Raw genomic sequence first — 17,975 nt, forward strand, 5'->3', positions numbered from 1 at the left:
AAAAATTTTTTTCTAATCAGGACTGTTATGTTTAATAAAATGATTGCCGGCATCCTTCCACACATGCCCAAAAAATTAGTGTGGATTTTTTCCAAACAGTACATCGCCGGAGAGACGCTGGATGAAGCGATTGTCAACGCCAAGAAATTGAACGCTGAAGGTATCCAGACCACCATCGACGTCCTGGGTGAGTTCATTACCACTCTTGCAGAAGCCAAAACCAATAAAGAAGAGTATCTGCAGGTTATCGAAGCCGCAGAAAAAGCGGGGGTGGATGGTAATTATTCGCTCAAACCGACCTTCTTCGGCCTGCTCCTGGACAAGGAGGTCGCCTACCAGCATATCCGGGAGGTTGTCGCCAAGGCCGCATCGTACAATAATTTTGTCAGGATTGATATGGAGGATTCTCCCTGTACCGACATGGAGATCGAGATTTTCCGAAAACTCAAACAGGAATTTCCCGCCAATGTTGGTCTGGTCGTCCAGGCTTATCTAAAAAGGACCTACCGGGATATTGAAAGTTTCAAAGATCTCAACAGCCCGGAACATCCGGTTAACCTCAGGGTCTGTAAGGGAATTTATATCGAACCGGAATCAATCGCCTACAAAAAATACCACGAAGTCAATAGCCATTTCCTCGATGATGTTGAATGTATGTTGAAGGAAGGGATGTACCCAGCTATCGCTACCCACGATGTGCCGGTGATTGAAGGTGCCTATAAACTTATCGAAAAATATAAAGTTCCCAATGACAAATACGAATTCCAGATGCTTTACGGGGTAACCCCGGCGCTCAGAAAATCAATCCTCGATAAAGGGCATCGGATGCGGGTCTACGTGCCATTCGGTAAACAGTGGTTCGGCTACAGTACCAGAAGATTGAAAGAAAACCCGAAGATGGCCGGAGTGATTATTAAGGCCTTGTTTAATAAGGGATGAATAAAAGGAGCTTGATTATGAACCTCATGAATAATGCAGTTATCAATACCCCAAAACCGGTTAATGAACCCATTCTGAACTATGCCCCGGGCAGCCCGGAAAAAGCGGCTCTGAAAAAGGCGCTGGCCGAGATGTCGGCCAGACAGCTGGAAATTCCTCTTATTATTGGCGGAAAAGAGATTAAAACCGGCAATCTCGGCAAGGTTGTCATGCCCCACGATCACCAGCATGTGCTGGCCACGTATCATAAAGCAGGTCCGGTCGAGGTACAGCAGGCAATTGATGCGGCGGTCGCTGCCCAGCCGATGTGGCAGTCTTTCCGCTGGGAAGAGCGCTGTGCCATCTTCCTTAAAGTTGCCGAGCTGCTGGCCGTTAAATATCGGGCCCTGATCAACAGCGGGGCGATGCTTGCCGGGGGTAAAACCGCCTTCCAGGCAGAAATCGATGCCGCCTGCGAACTGATTGATTTCCTCCGTTTCAATGTGCGCTATGCCCAGGAAGTGTATCAGAAACAACCGGAATCTTCCGCCGGGGTGTGGAATTTTGTACAGCACCGGCCGCTGGAGGGTTTCGTCTTTGCCGTGACGCCGTTTAATTTTACCGCTATTGCCGGTAATCTGCCGACCGCGCCCGCCCTCATGGGCAACACGGTGGTCTGGAAGCCGGCATCGTCCCTGGTCTACACCCCGTATCTGATCATGCAGATGCTCGAAGAGGCAGGCTTGCCGCCGGGAGTCATTAACTTTGTCCCCGGTTCAGGGGCCACTGTCGGCGATGTATGTCTGGCCGATCCCAATCTGTCGGGGATTCATTTTACCGGTTCCACCCGGGTATTTCAGCAGATGTGGCAGACCGTCGGCGCAAATATCAGCAGGTATAAAGCCTATCCGCGTATAGTCGGGGAAACCGGGGGCAAGGATTTTGTGTTCGCCCATAGCAGTGCCGACATAGAACCATTGGTCACCGGTCTGGTCCGGGGAAGTTTTGAGTACCAGGGGCAGAAATGTTCTGCCGCCAGCCGCGCCTATATTCCCCGTTCACTCTGGCCGGCGGTGGAGGCGGGCCTGAAGGAGCAGATCGGCAGGATCAAAATGGGGCCGCCCACAGATTTTCGCAATTTCTGCGGGGCGGTAATCGATAAAGCTGCCTTTGATTCCATAGCCGGGTATATCGAGTACGCGAGAAATAATGCCGGCGGTGAGATCATCATCGGCGGAAAATGTGATGACAGCGTCGGGTATTTCATTGAACCTACCGTCATTCTGGCCACTGACCCGCACTTTAAGACCATGGTCGAAGAGATTTTTGGGCCGGTCCTGACCATCTATGTCTATGACGATGAAAAATATACCGAGACCCTCGAACTCTGTAATACATCTTCGATGTACGCCCTTACCGGCGCTATCTTCGGCAGGGACAGAGCGGCGGTAAGCACTGCGGTAACCATGCTTGAACATGCGGCGGGTAATTTTTATATTAACGATAAACCGACCGGCGCAGTCGTCGGCCAGCAGCCTTTCGGTGGTGGCCGGGCCTCGGGGACCAATGATAAGGCAGGTTCACAGGCCAATCTTATGCGCTGGGTTTCCACTCGCACCATCAAAGAAACATTTGTACCTGCTGCCGATTTTGGGTATCCTTTCATGGGCGAAGAGTAATCGCGTGGAAAACGAGTAGTGACCGGTAAAGGGACAAGGGTCCCGATATACGGTTGGTGCAAACAGCAAAACGTTGATCATTCGCGTACGATCAACAGTCAAGAGGGCGTAATGGCCAAGAAGAAACTAAAAGAAATTGTAATCAACCAGGACTGGTGCAAAGGGTGCGGCATCTGCGTCAGTTTCTGTCCGACTAAGGTTCTGGAGCTGGACAAAGCGGATAAAGCCACCGTTGTCCGGCCGGAAGACTGCATATGCTGCAAAATGTGCGAACTGCGGTGCCCGGACCTGGCTATCGAGGTGTTGACAGAGGAAGGTGACAAAGATGAGTAAAAATATCCGATTTGTACAGGGCAACGAAGCCTGTGTCGAAGGGGCAATCTATGCGGGCATTGATTTCTTTGCCGGTTATCCGATTACCCCGTCAACGGAGATTGCCGAACTGCTGTCTGCACGTTTGCCGGAAAAGGGTGGCAAATTTATCCAGATGGAAGACGAAATTGCCTCGATGTGCGCCATTATCGGCGCCTCGCTGACCGGCAAGAAGGTCATGACGGCGACCAGCGGTCCCGGCTTTTCGTTAAAGCAGGAGGCGATCGGTTATGCCTGCATGGCGGAAATTCCCTGCGTGATTGCCAACGTCCAGCGCGGCGGCCCATCGACGGGCAACCCGACCCATGTCAGCCAGGGGGACATCAACCAGGCCCGCTGGGGTACCCATGGCGATCATGCGATTATCGCCCTGACCGCTTCCAACCACCAGGATGTATTCACCATGACGGTCGATGCCTTCAATATGGCCGAGACCTACCGCACCCCGGTGGTGCTGCTGTTTGACGAAGCAGTTGGTCATATGCGGGAAAAACTGATCATCCCTGAACAGGGGGAACTGGAGATTGTCGACCGGCTGCGTACTTCGCTGGGGAAAGGGGTCGATTACCACCCCTACCTGCCGCGGGAAGACGGACGGCTGCCGATGTCCGATTTCGGCGGGGAGCACCGTTATAATGTAACCGGACTGTTCCACGACATGTGGGGTTTTCCGTCCAACAACCCATCGGTGGTCAACGAACTGCTCAAGCACCTGGTGGACAAGATCGAAAACAATGTCCACGCCATTACCCGCTACAAAGAGCACTTTATGGAGGGGGCGGAATATGTCCTGATCTCCTACGGCTCCTCGGCCAGATCGGCCATCCACCTGGCCAAAAGCAGGCGGGCCAAGGGAGAAAAGATCGGCGTTCTGGAGCTGCAGTCCATCTGGCCCTTCCCGACGGAGCTGGTCCGGGAGAAATGCGAACATGCCAAGGCGATCCTCGTGGTCGAGATGAATATGGGCCAGGTCACGGCCCAGGTCAAAGCCTCGGTACGAAAACCCAATCGGGTGTTTTTAGCCAACCGGATCGACGGACATCTTATCACCCCGTCGGATATCAAAAAACTCCTCCGGGTCATCCAGGGGAGGGGAGTATAATATGGCAGTTAAAGATTATTTACGCGAGCGGTTTTTCCCGCATATGTGGTGCCCCGGCTGTGGGCACGGAACCATTCTCAACTCGCTCATCCGGGCGGTTGAAGAGCTGCAGTTGAATAAGAACGAGATCGTCATGACCTCGGGGATCGGCTGTTCGGCCCGGATCTCCGGGTATGTCGATTTTCACTCCCTGCATACCCTGCATGGCCGGGCCTTAGCCTTTGCCACCGGGGTGAAGCTCAGCCGGCCGAACCTCAATGTGCTGGTCCCGATGGGTGACGGCGACGCCCTGGCCATCGGCGGCAATCACTTCATCCATGCTGCGCGGCGCAATATCGATATCACCGCCATCGTCATGAACAACCGGATCTACGGTATGACCGGCGGCCAGTTTTCGCCGCTTTCCGGGCCGGGGGTAAAAGCCACGACGGCGCCCTATCTGACCATCGACTCCAATTTTGATGTGGTTGAGCTGGCCAGGGCGGCCGGGGCTACTTTTGTCGCCCGTTCCACCGCCTATCATGCCAAGGAGAGCACGGAACTGCTGAAAAAAGCCATCCTGCACAAGGGTTTTTCCGTGGTGGAGATACTGTCGCAGTGTCCGACCCATTACGGCCGGAAGAACAAGGAAGGCGATGCGGTCAGCATGCTGGAGCTGCATAAGACCAATACGGCAAAACTCGGTTCCAAGGCCCTGGAAGAGAACCCCAACCTCGTCCCCCGCGGGATCTTTGTCGAAAAAGATCGACCGGAGTACTGTGCGGAGTATGACAAGATAATCGCCTACGCAACAAGGGAGAAGGTTTCATGAGCAGAATAAGACTGGTATTCTCGGGCTCCGGCGGCCAGGGGGTGATAACGGCGGCCATTATCCTGGCCGAGGCGGCGGTTATGCATGAGGGGATGAATGCCACGCAGTCCCAGAGCTATGGGGCGGCGGCCCGCGGCGGTTCGACCCGGAGCGATATAATCATTTCCGACAGCGAGATTGATTTTCCGGAGGTGACCCAGCCCAATATCCTGGTCTGTTTGACCCAGGACGCCTATAACAGCTATTCGTCGATCATCCGTCCCGGTGGCATCCTCCTGACCGACAGCCGCTATGTGCAGGTCACCCGGAAAGTTGATGCCAAGCAGGTCCAGCTGCCGATGTATGACAGCGTCATTGAGAAAATCGGCAAGCCGGTGGTCTTTAATATCTGTGTGCTCGGGGCACTGATCGGCATTACCGAGGTGATCAAGCCGAAGTCGGTTATGGCGGCGGTTGCTGACCGCGTGCCCAAGGATTTTGTTAATCTGAACAACCGGGCCTTTGATCTCGGTCTGGTGCTGGGCGCCCAGTACAGCTGGTAATAGTGATGGCACCGTAAAAAGCCCGATCTCCTTCACTGTACCCCAAGGGCACCGCCTGCGGGGTATTCACGCTTTTTACCCAGCCATCCCTGAGATAGTTTTCATGGCTCCCTGTTGCAAGACACAAACAACAGGGAGCCTTTTTCATAAAGCAGATCTAGGGCAGAAGGAAGACAGGAGACGATATGGATACTTTTCCCACCAGCTATTCTTCGATTACCAGAGGCGAAGATATTATTGCCAAAGCCGAGAGTGTCGGCCTCGATCCCCGGGTCCTGTACGAGGCGGTCATTGACCTGAGCTCGGAAGGTCTGCTTACGGCAAACTGCATCAATATGGCCGCCGGGATCCTTCTGAAGGATATCGGTCTGCCCCGCTATTTCTTTGAAAATATTCGTAAAGCTGCCCTGGCGCATCTTCTGGAGTCCATCGCCACCTCCATCAAAGTGGTTGATGGCAAGGTGATTCTGTATGGCCGGGTATCCCAGATCGACTTTGACGTAACCCAGGCAAACGTGGCCCAGAGGGTCAGAATCGCCACGGAGGAGACCCGCGATAATATGGAAGCGGTGCTTGAGGGCCTGATCTCCGGGCATCGCCGGGAGTATTATTACAGTCCGGCGAGCAACTACTACACCTATATTATCCGACCGGAAACCGTCAACGATTTTCCCAGGGAGACCTTTAAAGATTCCCGTTTTCTGTTTACTCTGGCCGGGGACTACACGGCGACTCCGGAGCCGACCAGGAAACGGTACGAAAAAGTCTTAAGAGAGTGCGAAGAATCGACTATTCCCCTGATTGCCGTGTTCAATCTGCCGGAAACAGGTGAGACGCGGTTGATGTTCAACTCCGATTTCGAGTCACCGCAAATCCCGGTGTTGCGCAAAATTCTTGCCGATCATGACCTGACCCTGGTGCGTGCCTACTGGGAACCCTACCTCGGACAGGCGTCGGTTCCTTCATCTATCTGCACACTGTATGTGAGCGGCGAGCTTACCAGAAAACAGGAAGACGGCGTTGTCACCGACCTTCGTTCCTATCTCTCTTTTTCTGTGAGTAGCATAAAAGATCTGTACCTGGATGACCGGATAAGTTTCCAGGAAATGCTTTTTGCCGGCAATGCTATCGACTTTACCCACCTGTTCGTTTTTAAAGAGAGCGAGAACGTCACCGACCGGGAGATTCTCGAGAACCTGGCCAGCAAGGATCAGCGGGAGTCATTCGCCAAGCGTATCCAGAGTTCGAACAAGTCGACATACGGCGCCCCGGTCATCATGGAAACGGTGACCCGTTCTCCGGATCTCATCAAATTTCTCCATGCCCTTTTTGAACTGCGCTTTGCCCCCGAACGGATACGGGGGGCGAGATCCATTTCAGACGAGGAGCTGCAGCGAAAGTGGCTCGAATTTGAAAAAATAATCGCCGGCAGGTTTATCGATTATCCACTGGGCTACGAGATTTTCAAATTCATGTTCAAGATCATCACCTGCACTCTGAAAACCAATTTTTATAAGCCGGAAAAACGGTCGTTTGCCTTTCGTTTCGACAACAGTATTCTTGATCCCCTGGTCTTCAGCAGGTTCGTTTTTGGCGTCTTTTTTGTCAACGGTCATTATTCCTGCGGCACTCATCTGCGGGCGGCGGATGTCGCACGCGGCGGACTGCGGCTGATCCGCGTGTCCCGTTCCAACTATGACAGCGAGCTGGACAACGCCGTGTTGCTTAATTACGCCCTCGGCCCTAAAGCGCAGCGCTTGAAACATAAAGATATCTGCGAAAGCGGCTCAAAAGGTGTGGTTGTCCCCCTGCCGCAATATGCCAGCTACAGAAAGGAAGCCCTGAATGATTACACCGAAGGGATTATGGACCTGATGTTGCCGGACAGCTCTGTGGTCGACTATTACGGGAAACCGGAGATGGTCTTTTTCGGGCCGGATGAAGGCACCGCCCCGCTGATGGACGATGTCGCCTACCACGCCCGGGACAGGGGCTACCAATACTGGCGGACGATCACCACCGGCAAGAGTTTTGGCATTCCGCATGACACCTATGGCTTGCTGCAGAGTGGCGAGACCTTTGGCCTCTATGATAAGGGCAGCAAAGGTGTTGAGCTGCAGGTGGACGGTCGTTCGGTTATCGTGACCGATGACATGGAAAAAATCTTTGCTGAAGTCGGTGAAAGCATAGCCGTTTCGGGAATGACGACTACTTCCATCATGGGATCTTTCAGAACGCTGATTGACCACTACAAGGCAAAGGAAGAAGAGTTGAATCTGATGATTACCGGCGGTCCGGACGGCGACCTCGGTGCAAACCAGATTCAATGTTATAAAGGAAAGATCTGTCTGATCGTTGACGGTGGTTCGATTCTCTTTGATCCGCAGGGACTTGATAAAAAAGAATTGATGAAACTGGCCTTTATGCGCAACTCTTCACCTAGAGCCAATTCATTGCAGTTCCCTGTGGACAAATTGAGTAAAAACGGCTTTATGGTGCCGATAGAGGCCCGTAACGTCACCTTGCCGGATGGCACCATTGTTGAAGACGGCGCCCTGTTCCACCGTAATTTTCTCAGTAATCCGGCGCATCGCAAATATATCAGCGAGGCGAATATCCGGGCCTTTATCCCCTGTGGCGGCTTCAAGGATACGATCAATCAAGGGAATATTCGCCGGTTCCTCGAGCTCTTTGGCGAACTGCAGTTCATTGTCGAGGGGGCAAACGTCTTTTTTGACGATGCGGCCAGACGGTATATCGCCACCCAGACGAACATTAAACAGATAAAGGATTCCACCGCCAATAAAGGCGGTGTTTTCAGCAGCTCGATTGCGGAAGTGCTCACCGGCTTTCTGCTCCAGGAAGATTACGAGGATAAACTGCTCAACGACAGCGCAACACGCTGGGCACTGACCAAGGATGTTCTCCATATGGTCGATCGTTATGGCCGTATGGAAACCGGGTTGCTGCTGCGCCTGTACGATGCCGATCCGTCCGTTCCGCTCTTTGAACTGTCGGAATTCACCAGCGAGCAGATCTTTGCCCTCCAGGATGAACTGGAACTACGTCTTGTCGAAATCCTTGCCGACAGCAAACTGGTCTGGAAGGTTATGGTTCACTACATCCCCTCAGTGCTGTGCGAAAAACTCGGAGCGCAGCATATTATGGACATCCTGAACACGGAGCAGCTCCAGTCCTACAGGGATGCCATTATCACCAAGAAACTGGCGTCAATGGCCTTTTACCGCTTTGGAGAGCGCTGGGAGGAGTATCTTGGGGAGATCGAGGCCGAGTTGCTGCCTGCACTGCATAAAATATTTGCTGATTGATCGTCAGTGATCACCAGCACCGAATCCGGCATATCAGGATGACGGCCTAACGGCCGTCATCCTGGCCTTTCTTCATCTGTCGATATGCATCATCTCCGATGATGCGCAGCGGCATCAGATCACTAGCCCCCCGGATTACCAGAGAGGGATCAACCCGTACGCAGGCTCCGGCAAAGGCGCCCGCAACGGCGAAGGAACATACCTGAACATTCATCCGGTCCACCTGCGGCAGACGGCATAAACTCTGATAAATCCGTTGACGGCTGCCAAAGCGTCCCTCTGTTCTGCCAATAATATCATCCGTCTCGGTTATGACAATATTTTCCCCGGCACGGCCGACAATCGGTTTTTCCACGTATCCGCTTTGGCGCAGTTCATCCGTCAGTTCGAATTGCGAGTTGAGCAGATAAGGGTGATCTGGAAAGAGCATCCACATGACGGGCAGGATGGCCTTGTTGCTTGGAATAAGCGTCCAGAGGGGTTCGTGAACCATAACATCGGGCCGCAATAAAACATCGACAAGCCGGGGCGAGGACGTTGAATTAAAACGTATATCAGCTACATCGTGCTCCTCCATCTCCTTTCTCACCTGATCAAGGACCGTTTCCCAGGCCCACGTCTTCCACACCCGTTTTATCGGGATGTCTTCTGAGTCGACAATAATCCCGTTGCTCCAGTGAAGATTCGACAGTCCATGCAATATCTTTACGGTGATTCCTGCCTCTTCCATTGCGGACTTCATGAAAAGGGCATGGTAGGTCTCCTCGTCGTCTTCATCCTGCATGATGTGCAGAATATCCTGAATTTTCCTGGCCTTCCATGCCTGAACCAGACAGCCATAAAGTTTCTCACCGGGACTGTGTCCTGCCGTGCAGCCGTAATGTACGGCCCATTCTGTCTGCAAACGTGCAGCTTCAAGGTAACAGGAAGCCGAATCGGCATTGTATTCGTACGTTTTGAGACCTTTTTCGGAGAGACTGAAATCGAATCGGCCGGTGATCATGGAGTTTTTTCGATTATTCCAGGAACTGCGAATTTTCGGCCAGAGAGCCGGAGGAAGACGGAAGTGTTGCAGTAATGTATCATCCTGCAGGACATATTCGGTGGCCCGCATGAAAAGATGATGCAGTTCGTTTGTTGCCCGGCTCAATTCTGAAAAAGCCGTTTCAGAAAGACAGAAGTATTTACGGGCGTTATCCGGATCACCGGTCAGCTTATGACCGGAGCATGCCACATAGGCTGCGCCGGCCGGATTACTGGTGTCGATCCAGGGCGAATCACCCTGTCCCGTATCGTCCACTTCATCGATAACTGGTGGAAATATCTCCGGGTCGAGGTCGGTAATTTCTTCAGCAAATCGGTCATCATCGGTCTGAATTACCCAGCCGAGAATAGAGGTGTTTTCATGGTCCGGTTCAATCCAGTATCCCCCGTCTTCGGTGATCCTGGTCTGCAGCTGCCGTGAAAAGGTCTGTCCTTCAGGCCAGACGATGTTGTCAGCGTTCTGCTCAGCAATGCGAATGTACGCATCATCCACCTCTGTCACAATGGCAACATGACCGGTGACGGCAAATTCGCCGGCCGCTTCCCAGATGAGAAGACATCCCGGCTCAGGCCGCCGCGGCCCGCCATTTTTGAAGGAATGCAGGGGAAGCAGGCTGTCATCGCTATGTTTTTTGATATTGCGAAGGCGGAAGATGTCATAGGCCATGGAAACATCGTCAAAGGTACACTGCCGGTTAATATACAGCCAGCGCCTGACGAATTCGACACATTGCCATTTGTACCCCATAAAGATGCCATCGACAAAGGATCGGTACGCCTTGCGATTGGGAAATTCTTTTTTATCGGCCGTGTCATAATCAGATGAATAAACCGGCACATCACCTGGCGCTTTGCCAAGCACCGTTCCAAATTTTGTTGCGTTCATATCAAGAGAGTAAGGTAGGGGTTGTCCTTTCGTCAGGATGGTCTGTTCGGTCCGTAATATTTTTCTGCCGCTTCCCGGACATTCATCGCAACCTATCTTTTTTTTTGGGTTTTTTCCAGAGCTTTTCTGTTGGTCTTTGCTCAATTAGATGCAGAATGGAAATAGAAAGAGTATGTGCAGGAATCAAAGTTGATTGGAGTGTATCCCCAGGTCGGAGCGGGACCTGTTTCATGCGGGCTCGGGCAGCAAGCCGGCGCACATAAAAAAGTGCGCCGGCTCGCCTTAAACCTGCCCGTTCATCAGAATTTGTATCGAATGGTTAGATATCCTACATTATTTTCGTAGTCGTGATCTGTATAGGCGCCACTTAAGTATGTTAGCGACGGATTGTAGTTATACCCATCATATTGATTATCCTCGTAGGTTAATTTTTCATACATGTACCCCAAGGTCACATCCATTGCATCGGTCAGGGCATACGCCACTTTTGCGTCCAGAGTCGTAATGTGGTAATCGTCGTAGTTGTTGATTGGCAGCAGTGGTGCAAGGCCCTCGGTCGTGAAATCGCTCGAACCGTCTGCTTTCTGATACTGCCATGACAGGTTCAGCTGCAGGCGATCCTGCAGGAGCGGGATCTTGCTCGAAAGGCCGACGGTCCAGAAATCGGTGTCGATCGACTGATACCAGCGATACGTAGCGGGATTCCCGTCATCGATGGTCGGATCAGCGAATTGATTGACGCTAAAGTTGTAATGATTGGAATCGGCCTGATACTTTTCGTAGCCGGCAAAACCGCTCAGGTTGAGTATTTTTGCTGCCCGCCACATGAAATCGACATAAAATTCATGACCTTTGTCTGCTGTTCGTCCTAGGGTGACATCATGATAATCATTGTTTACGTAGGTGTAAGCCAGGCCGAAATCAAAAGTGTCCAGTGGAGAAAATTCGAAAGCAAACTTCAGCGCATTCTTGGCCTTTGATACAACGTCAAACCGTTGAACGAACTGGGTGATATATTCCGCATCGGTAATTGTCAGCCCGGTGAGGTCGTGATTTTCATCTGTATCCCGGTTCAGATAACTATACTCAATTCTGGCCGTGATAAAATCAAGGCTGGTATTCTTGAGCTTGAGGAAGACCAGATTATCGGTATTGCTGTCACCATCCGGTCGATTATTACGGTCGACACTTTCATAGGTATAGCCGCCATTGATCCTGGTGTGAAACGGTAATTTGTAATTCGCATCGAGACCCATCCGGTTTTTTGAGTAGTCGAAGAGATGGCTCGCGTTCCCGTCATCGTCATATTCGATAACCGTGGAATCATTGTCTCTGTCATAGTATTCATAAAAGAGACGCGTATCCATTTTTTGCACAGGATGCGAGGCAAAGGAAGCCGAAAGCCTGGTTGTGGAAATGTCTCCATCAAACGACGTTTGATTTAACCCGGCTGGTATTGCCGCACCAATCTCATAGACCGAAAAATCACTTGATAAATTGGTATAGCTGCCGTTCACCAACAGGGTTGACATCAAGGGCAATTGACGCCAGATCATGTTCGCCGCGATTTTGGCATAGTTATTATCCGCCGGCAGTGAGTTGGTTTCAGTCACGCCCGAAAATGGGTTCTGCCAATCAAGAAAATTATTGTCATTCTGAAAAGTGCTATACCAGCCTGAAAGCTTGAACGATAGCTGATCCGAGCGATATCCGCCGTCAACGGTGAAATTGTTCGTCTTATAGTTGACCGGTTCCGGCATTTCGACCACGCCGGCAAAACCGCCGGACCCGAGAGGTTTCAGGCCGTCTTTTTCCTGTCTATTGACCCCGAAGTTAAAATAAAACGGAGCAGCCAGGTTCACCTTGACATCGGCACCATACTTTTTGGTTTTAACCTCGTAGTCAAAAGACTTCCATGTATTCTGGCTGGCTGGAGTGGAGGTATCGATGGTCAAATTGTCACTGCCGATTCCCGAATAAAAGGTCCGCGCACCAAACGACAGGTTGTGGGGTATTTCGTCATAAAAAAAAGCATATTTAAATTTTTCATAACTGCCGCCGGTAATTTGATAAAACTGATCATCCAGGCCTACATTTTGCCCCTCGGCACCGAAAAAATATGAATCTCTGGCATAATCGAAATTAAAATTACCAATAAATCCATCATCTAAATCTCGATATTCCATAAATTTTGCGCTCTCGTCGTCGCTGTCGACGATCCGGCCACCGAGTTCAACTGCGCCGCGCATATCCGCATCCTCAGCCGCGAGACTTCGACCATCGATTGGGAGGAGGAGCAGTGCTGATGCGATAAGCAATAAAGATGTATCCTTCATAATCAATCCTCCTAGCGGGTTAAGGCGTTATTTTCAAACGTGTTGCTCCCATGAATCGCGCCATGACAATTCAGGCAGGATCGACCGAAATACCGATTGCTGGGACTCTGGCCGGTAAAAGCGGTTTTACTATCATAGGGTGTTCCCGGGTGGCGCTGCCAATCATGGCAATCCTGGCATAGATTGGGTACTTTTTCGGTCAACAACTTTTCATGTATACTGCCATGGGTTGTATGGCAGGTGAGGCAGTTTTCCGCCACCGGCGGATGTTCGTAGACATAGGGACCTCGTTTGTCGGCGTGGCATGTATAACAGAGTTGCTGAGGATCATCTGCCTTCACCATAGCTTTGCTGAGACTGCCATGGGGGAAATGGCATGAGGAGCAGCTGACCTTGCCCTCAATGATCGGGTGATGGGAACGCTTGTTGGCGGCGACTTTGATATCACGATGGCAACCAAAACAGACTTCCGGCTCCTTGGGTTTTTGTGAACCGCTGGCGGTATGCAGGTCGTGGCAGGAATCACAGGACACATCGTTTCGATTATGGACGCCCAGATCCCAAAAATCCATATCCGGTGTTTTTCCGTGACAGGTGAGGCATCTTGCCGACTTTGCCAGAGGGTCGGTATTCTTGTCGAAGGTGAAGATATCGACGCCCCGACCGCCGCCCTTTTCAACATGCATTGCCCCGGCCCCGTGGCAGGTCTCGCATGCATCCTGCGATTGAGGTCCTTTTATTGATGGTTTGAAATGGACAGATTTGGCGTAGCTGGCATATTGTGTTTCATGGCAGTCTTTACAGGTTTCTGCGCCGATAAAACCCGTTTTTTCAACGGCCGGTTCAGGATCGGTCGTCGCGCTACTTGCCAGCGTGCAGGAGAGCCAGAGCAGACTGAGCGGGAAAAAAAACAAGATAATGTGCTTTCTCTTCATAGTGCCTCCAGATTGTTTTTTTATTATCAGCAAGCCTGATCTCATAGCATGTCACGGTGCGGTCTTAACCAGGCGAAAACCGAGTGCGTGATGGCCAAAATCTGGTGAAAGTCCTACACGATGAGAGCTTCGTATCCCAAGAGGCCCGTTGCTCCACCCTCCGCCGCGCATGACACGATATTCTCCTGATCCATTGTAGACCGGGTTATTTTTCGGCAGTTTTGTATACGCCTCGCTGTTATAGACATCTTCACACCATTCCCACGCATTGCCCAGCACATCGAAAAGTCCATAGCTGTTCGGCAGGAAGCTGCCTGCCGGGGCGGAAACTGCGTAACCATCATCACAGGTGAAAGAAGTCCATTTGGCCCACTGTTTTTTCGCCGTCATATCCGCCACGTTGGCATACTTGCAGGCTTCATCGGGATTATTTCCCCAAAAACGGCTCTGGCTTGATCCGGCACGGGCTGCGTATTCCCATTCTGCCTCGGTCGGCAATCGATAATTTTGGCCCGATTTTTTGGAAAGCCATTCAGCATAGGCGACTGCGTCTTCCCAGGTGACATTGACGACCGGCTGGTTTTCTTCCTGCAGGGAAGAACCTTGAGAGGAGCCGCTATTATGTTCGGGGTTGAACTTTTTGTATTGAGCGTTGGTGATCTCCGTTTTGCCAATGGCGAAAGCGGAAACACAGACCTCGTGGACAGGCCTCTCGTTAGGATCGCCATCGCCGACGGAATCCCCCATCAGATAACAGCCGCCAGGAATAGAGTTAAATTCTATGCCTGTTGAGGGGTCTGTGTACGGTATTGCTGCGAGAGGGGGTGCTGCATAGGCGCTTGTTGCATAGACAAAGAATACAAGAATAGATAACGTACCGGGCATTTTATAAGTCATCCTGTACCTCCTTGGTTAAATTGGACTACCTGGTTTCTCTCCATCAACAGACAACGCTGCTATGACGTCGCTGTATTGTTAATTACCAAATTGTCTTTCTTCTGCTTCAGGGTACTATCACCCGGCAAGGGGTGCAGAAAACCTTATCTCTCTCTGTCTTGTTGAATAGAATTGTGTCAGTCGATGTGTTGGTGACACAACATGGTTTGGCAAGCGGACAATGTGTATCAATTAGGGTGATGATTGATATGTATTGTATGAATACAGCTTGGTCAAGCTGCTTTTGGGCAATCGTTCGATTTTTTAATAATGCGTTGCTCGCCCCCGTAGACTACTTCAGGGGAGAAGTGTAGTATTTTCATCCAATACCAGGACACCTGCCGAGCGCGAAAAGCTGATCGGTTTTTCGCGTGGCAGAAATTAAGTGTAAAAAATGAGTCCAGGGGATGGTCGGGACCGGAAAAAGAGATTATGTAGAAAGTCAGGTACAAACAGGAGCAGGAAAAACATGTTAGATTTGATCACCTTACGAGTCAGGCTTGTGTTTGTTGTCTTCGAGTTTTTTGAGCTGCTTCATAGCTTCATTCACTTTTGTCTGTTCTCTTACCTCCTTGCGAAAAGATTCTTCAATCTCATGTTCAATTTCGCCACGCTGGTTTTCAATTTTTTCACGAGCAGCAGCATTTTGGGAGTCGGTAAGTGCTGCCAACTGTTCCTCGACGGCAAGGAGTTTTTTCTCGTTTTTCTGATGCTGTTCCATCGCCTTTGCCAGTCGTTTTTCCGCATCGTGCAGGGTGTCCAATGCCTCGGCAAGCTGCCCTGCAGCACCCTCTTCGGGTTCGGCGTCAAGATCGATATCTCTTGCGGCCATGACCAGGGCAGCCGGCGGCAGCCTGGTCAGCACCCGTTCGAGGCTCAGCCCGCCGGTATCGGTGAGCATCGACTTTCTGATCCGGAACGGCAGAAAAACGAGATCGGCGCCGCCTGATTGCGCGATCACCGTTTCGGGCCGCATGTCCGGAACCAGCACCGGTTGGGCGGAAATCCTGGCGTCATCCAGCTGCTGCTCGACAAGGGTTATATTTTCGGCCAGATCAGAGGATTCGCCAACGGCCAGCAGGCGGATGCTCGCCTGCGCCCAGAGGTCGCTGCGGGTCATCAGGTAGGCAAAAAGCAGCATGAGACGGCTGCTGGCATCGTTGTTCCACCACACATCGATGAGGCGTTCTTTTTTATCCGGATCAAGGAGATGTTCGGTGCGCAGGGGATCAACATGGAAAACGACAAGGTTGTAGCCATTGTGAAAGGCGAGACGCAGGGTGCTGCCGTACCTCATGGTGGTCAGTCCCGGAAAGGATGTCATCGTTTCTCCATACCAGTTGCAGAGCACCGTGTTGCCTTTGAGTGGTCCGATTCCGTAGCCCTGAAGCAGGGTTTCCGTTGTTTGGACGATATCCTGTCCGGACACGACCAGGGGAAATATCTTCAGTCCTGTTTCCCGGATGCAGCTGTTAAGTTCCCCCAAAGCAGCGTCTTTTTGCTTGGCGACCTGCAGACCACTGCCTTCAAGCAAGGTGACCGCACTGATGATTCCTGTGGTTCCGCCAATCCAGTCGGCAAAACGGAGCAGGTGTGGGCGGCGTTCCGAGTCTTTGGTAAATACGAGGATGTTGGGCCGCCAGTCGCGGTCGTGTTCCGGTTCCCCGAAGGTGCTCAACAATTGCCGCCGGATGACCTGCATGGCATGGGATCGGCCGCTGTCAGCCCATCTGGCGGGCACCGCCTTGCTTTTTACATACTGGTGGATGGCGGCAAGGATGGCCATGGCGACAAGGCCGTACTCCAGATCCAGGGCAAAGATGACCCCGACGCAGACCAGACAGCCAAGCAGACTGAGATATTTGTTGAACCACCGGAAACGGGGCCGAAAAGACGGGCTCTCGCTGTGGGCTTCATACCAGGTGGCATAATTGAGCAGCCCATAGGAAATAAGAAAGAACATGGAGACGATGCCGGCCACCATGTTTAACTGACCGAGCAGAATCACACCAACCGCAACAGCAGAGGTGAGCAGAACCGCCCGGCGCGGATTATTGGTTGCTCCGGAACCTTTGGCAAAGGGGCTCAGAATCGGAAAAATCTTATCCGCGGCGAGTGACTGCAAAATGCGGGGCCCGCCGAGAAAGGAGGCCATGGCCGAGGAAAGAGTGGCGGCGATAACCCCGGCATCGATCAGAAAATCATAGCGGGACACCAGTTTGATCGCCTGGTAATCCTCCATCATGACCCTGTTGGGCAGCACCCCGGCAAAGACGATGACCACTGCCAGATAGACCAGAATAGACAGACCAACGGCCATAAAAGTACCTGCAGGCAGACTTTTGCCCGCATCGCGAAGGTCGCCCGACATGCTCACGCCCTGGGTAAAACCGGTTACGGCCGGAAAAAATATGGCAAAAATCACCCAGAACGGCTGCGGCACCCCGTCCGGTGACCAGTTGGCCAGAAATATATGCCCCTGCCACCGGGGAATGCCGCCGATAAAAAACGACAGTAGGGCGGCTACAAGAAGAATCATGACCACGTACTGAAACTTCGTAGCCCAGTCGGCACCCAGCCAGGCGAGCACAAAAATGGAGGCGACCGCCAGCATGGCGATAAGCCGGGATGAAAGAAAAAAATCCGGGCTGAGCATGGCGGAAAGGGCCTCGGCAAAGCCGATGCAGTAAAAGGCCACGGACACGGACTGGGCCAGGTAGAGGACAATGCCGATGGCCCCGCCGAACTCCACTCCCAGTGTTCTGGAAATAAGGTAGTAGTCGCCGCCGCCTTTAACTTTGAGGTTGGTGGCAATTGCCGCCAGGGACTGGCTGGTCAGGATGGTTATCACATTGGCGATGGCAACGATAAGCAGTGCCCGGCCGACTCCACCGCTGCCGGTGACGTAGCCGAGTCGTAAAAATAAAATAATGCCGAGGATGGTCAGGATACTGGGGGTAAAGACCCCGGCAAAAGTACCGAGTCTGCCGGGAGACTGTTTCTCCTGCTGCTGTATCGGATTCAGCTGCTTATTCAATTGTCTCTGCCTCGTAAATTCGTTAGTATGAGAGTCGTTACAATTTAC

At 51.9% G+C, this 17,975-nt stretch carries 12 protein-coding genes; 7 read left to right on the top strand and 5 right to left on the bottom strand.

Annotated features, from left to right (window positions below):
• The first annotated feature begins 27 nt into the window (after positions 1-27).
• The 7 genes from FCL47_RS11370 to FCL47_RS11400 all read left to right on the top strand — a co-directional run bounded on the left by FCL47_RS11370 (position 28) and on the right by FCL47_RS11400 (position 8,753).
• Positions 28-939, top strand: a complete 912-nt coding sequence (locus FCL47_RS11370; RefSeq protein ID WP_136813611.1) for a proline dehydrogenase family protein — start codon at positions 28-30, stop codon at positions 937-939.
• A 17-nt stretch (positions 940-956) separates the two neighbouring features.
• Positions 957-2,597, top strand: coding sequence for an L-glutamate gamma-semialdehyde dehydrogenase (pruA, locus tag FCL47_RS11375; protein WP_136813612.1), 1,641 nt, complete (start codon positions 957-959; stop codon positions 2,595-2,597).
• A gap of 111 nt (positions 2,598-2,708) precedes the next feature.
• Positions 2,709-2,930, top strand: coding sequence for a ferredoxin family protein (locus FCL47_RS11380; protein WP_136813613.1), 222 nt, complete (start codon positions 2,709-2,711; stop codon positions 2,928-2,930).
• Positions 2,923-4,071: a 2-oxoacid:acceptor oxidoreductase subunit alpha gene (locus FCL47_RS11385; RefSeq protein ID WP_136813614.1), complete on the top strand. Its 1,149-nt coding sequence runs from the start codon at positions 2,923-2,925 to the stop codon at positions 4,069-4,071. Before FCL47_RS11380 ends, FCL47_RS11385 begins: the two co-directional genes overlap by 8 nt.
• Position 4,072: 1 nt before the next feature.
• Positions 4,073-4,882: a 2-oxoacid:ferredoxin oxidoreductase subunit beta gene (locus FCL47_RS11390; protein ID WP_136813615.1), complete on the top strand. Its 810-nt coding sequence runs from the start codon at positions 4,073-4,075 to the stop codon at positions 4,880-4,882.
• Positions 4,879-5,424: a 2-oxoacid:acceptor oxidoreductase family protein gene (locus FCL47_RS11395; RefSeq protein ID WP_136813616.1), complete on the top strand. Its 546-nt coding sequence runs from the start codon at positions 4,879-4,881 to the stop codon at positions 5,422-5,424. Before FCL47_RS11390 ends, FCL47_RS11395 begins: the two co-directional genes overlap by 4 nt.
• Before the next feature lie 185 nt (positions 5,425-5,609).
• Entirely contained in the window at positions 5,610-8,753 is a 3,144-nt protein-coding gene (locus FCL47_RS11400) for an NAD-glutamate dehydrogenase domain-containing protein (protein ID WP_136813617.1), read from the top strand.
• A gap of 46 nt (positions 8,754-8,799) precedes the next feature.
• Here the strand turns inward: FCL47_RS11400 and FCL47_RS11405 are convergent, their stop codons facing one another.
• The 5 genes from FCL47_RS11405 to FCL47_RS11425 form a co-directional block, all read right to left on the bottom strand.
• A complete protein-coding gene (locus tag FCL47_RS11405; protein ID WP_136813618.1) occupies positions 8,800-10,683 on the bottom strand; it encodes a glutathionylspermidine synthase family protein in 1,884 nt (627 codons plus the stop codon).
• 299 nt (positions 10,684-10,982) lie between these two features.
• Positions 10,983-13,019, bottom strand: a complete 2,037-nt coding sequence (locus FCL47_RS11410; protein WP_136813619.1) for an MtrB/PioB family outer membrane beta-barrel protein — start codon at positions 13,017-13,019, stop codon at positions 10,983-10,985.
• Between the two features lie 11 nt (positions 13,020-13,030).
• Entirely contained in the window at positions 13,031-13,954 is a 924-nt protein-coding gene (locus FCL47_RS11415) for a DmsE family decaheme c-type cytochrome (protein ID WP_167496467.1), read from the bottom strand.
• Between the two features lie 51 nt (positions 13,955-14,005).
• Positions 14,006-14,851, bottom strand: a complete 846-nt coding sequence (locus FCL47_RS11420) for a formylglycine-generating enzyme family protein (protein ID WP_136813621.1) — start codon at positions 14,849-14,851, stop codon at positions 14,006-14,008.
• Positions 14,852-15,377: 526 nt separating this feature from the next.
• Complete coding sequence (locus tag FCL47_RS11425) at positions 15,378-17,927, bottom strand: amino acid permease (RefSeq protein WP_136813622.1); 2,550 nt, start codon at positions 17,925-17,927, stop codon at positions 15,378-15,380.
• Positions 17,928-17,975 lie beyond the last annotated feature (48 nt).

The organism is Desulfopila sp. IMCC35006, from assembly GCF_005116645.1.
Lineage (GTDB): Bacteria > Desulfobacterota > Desulfobulbia > Desulfobulbales > Desulfocapsaceae > Desulforhopalus_A.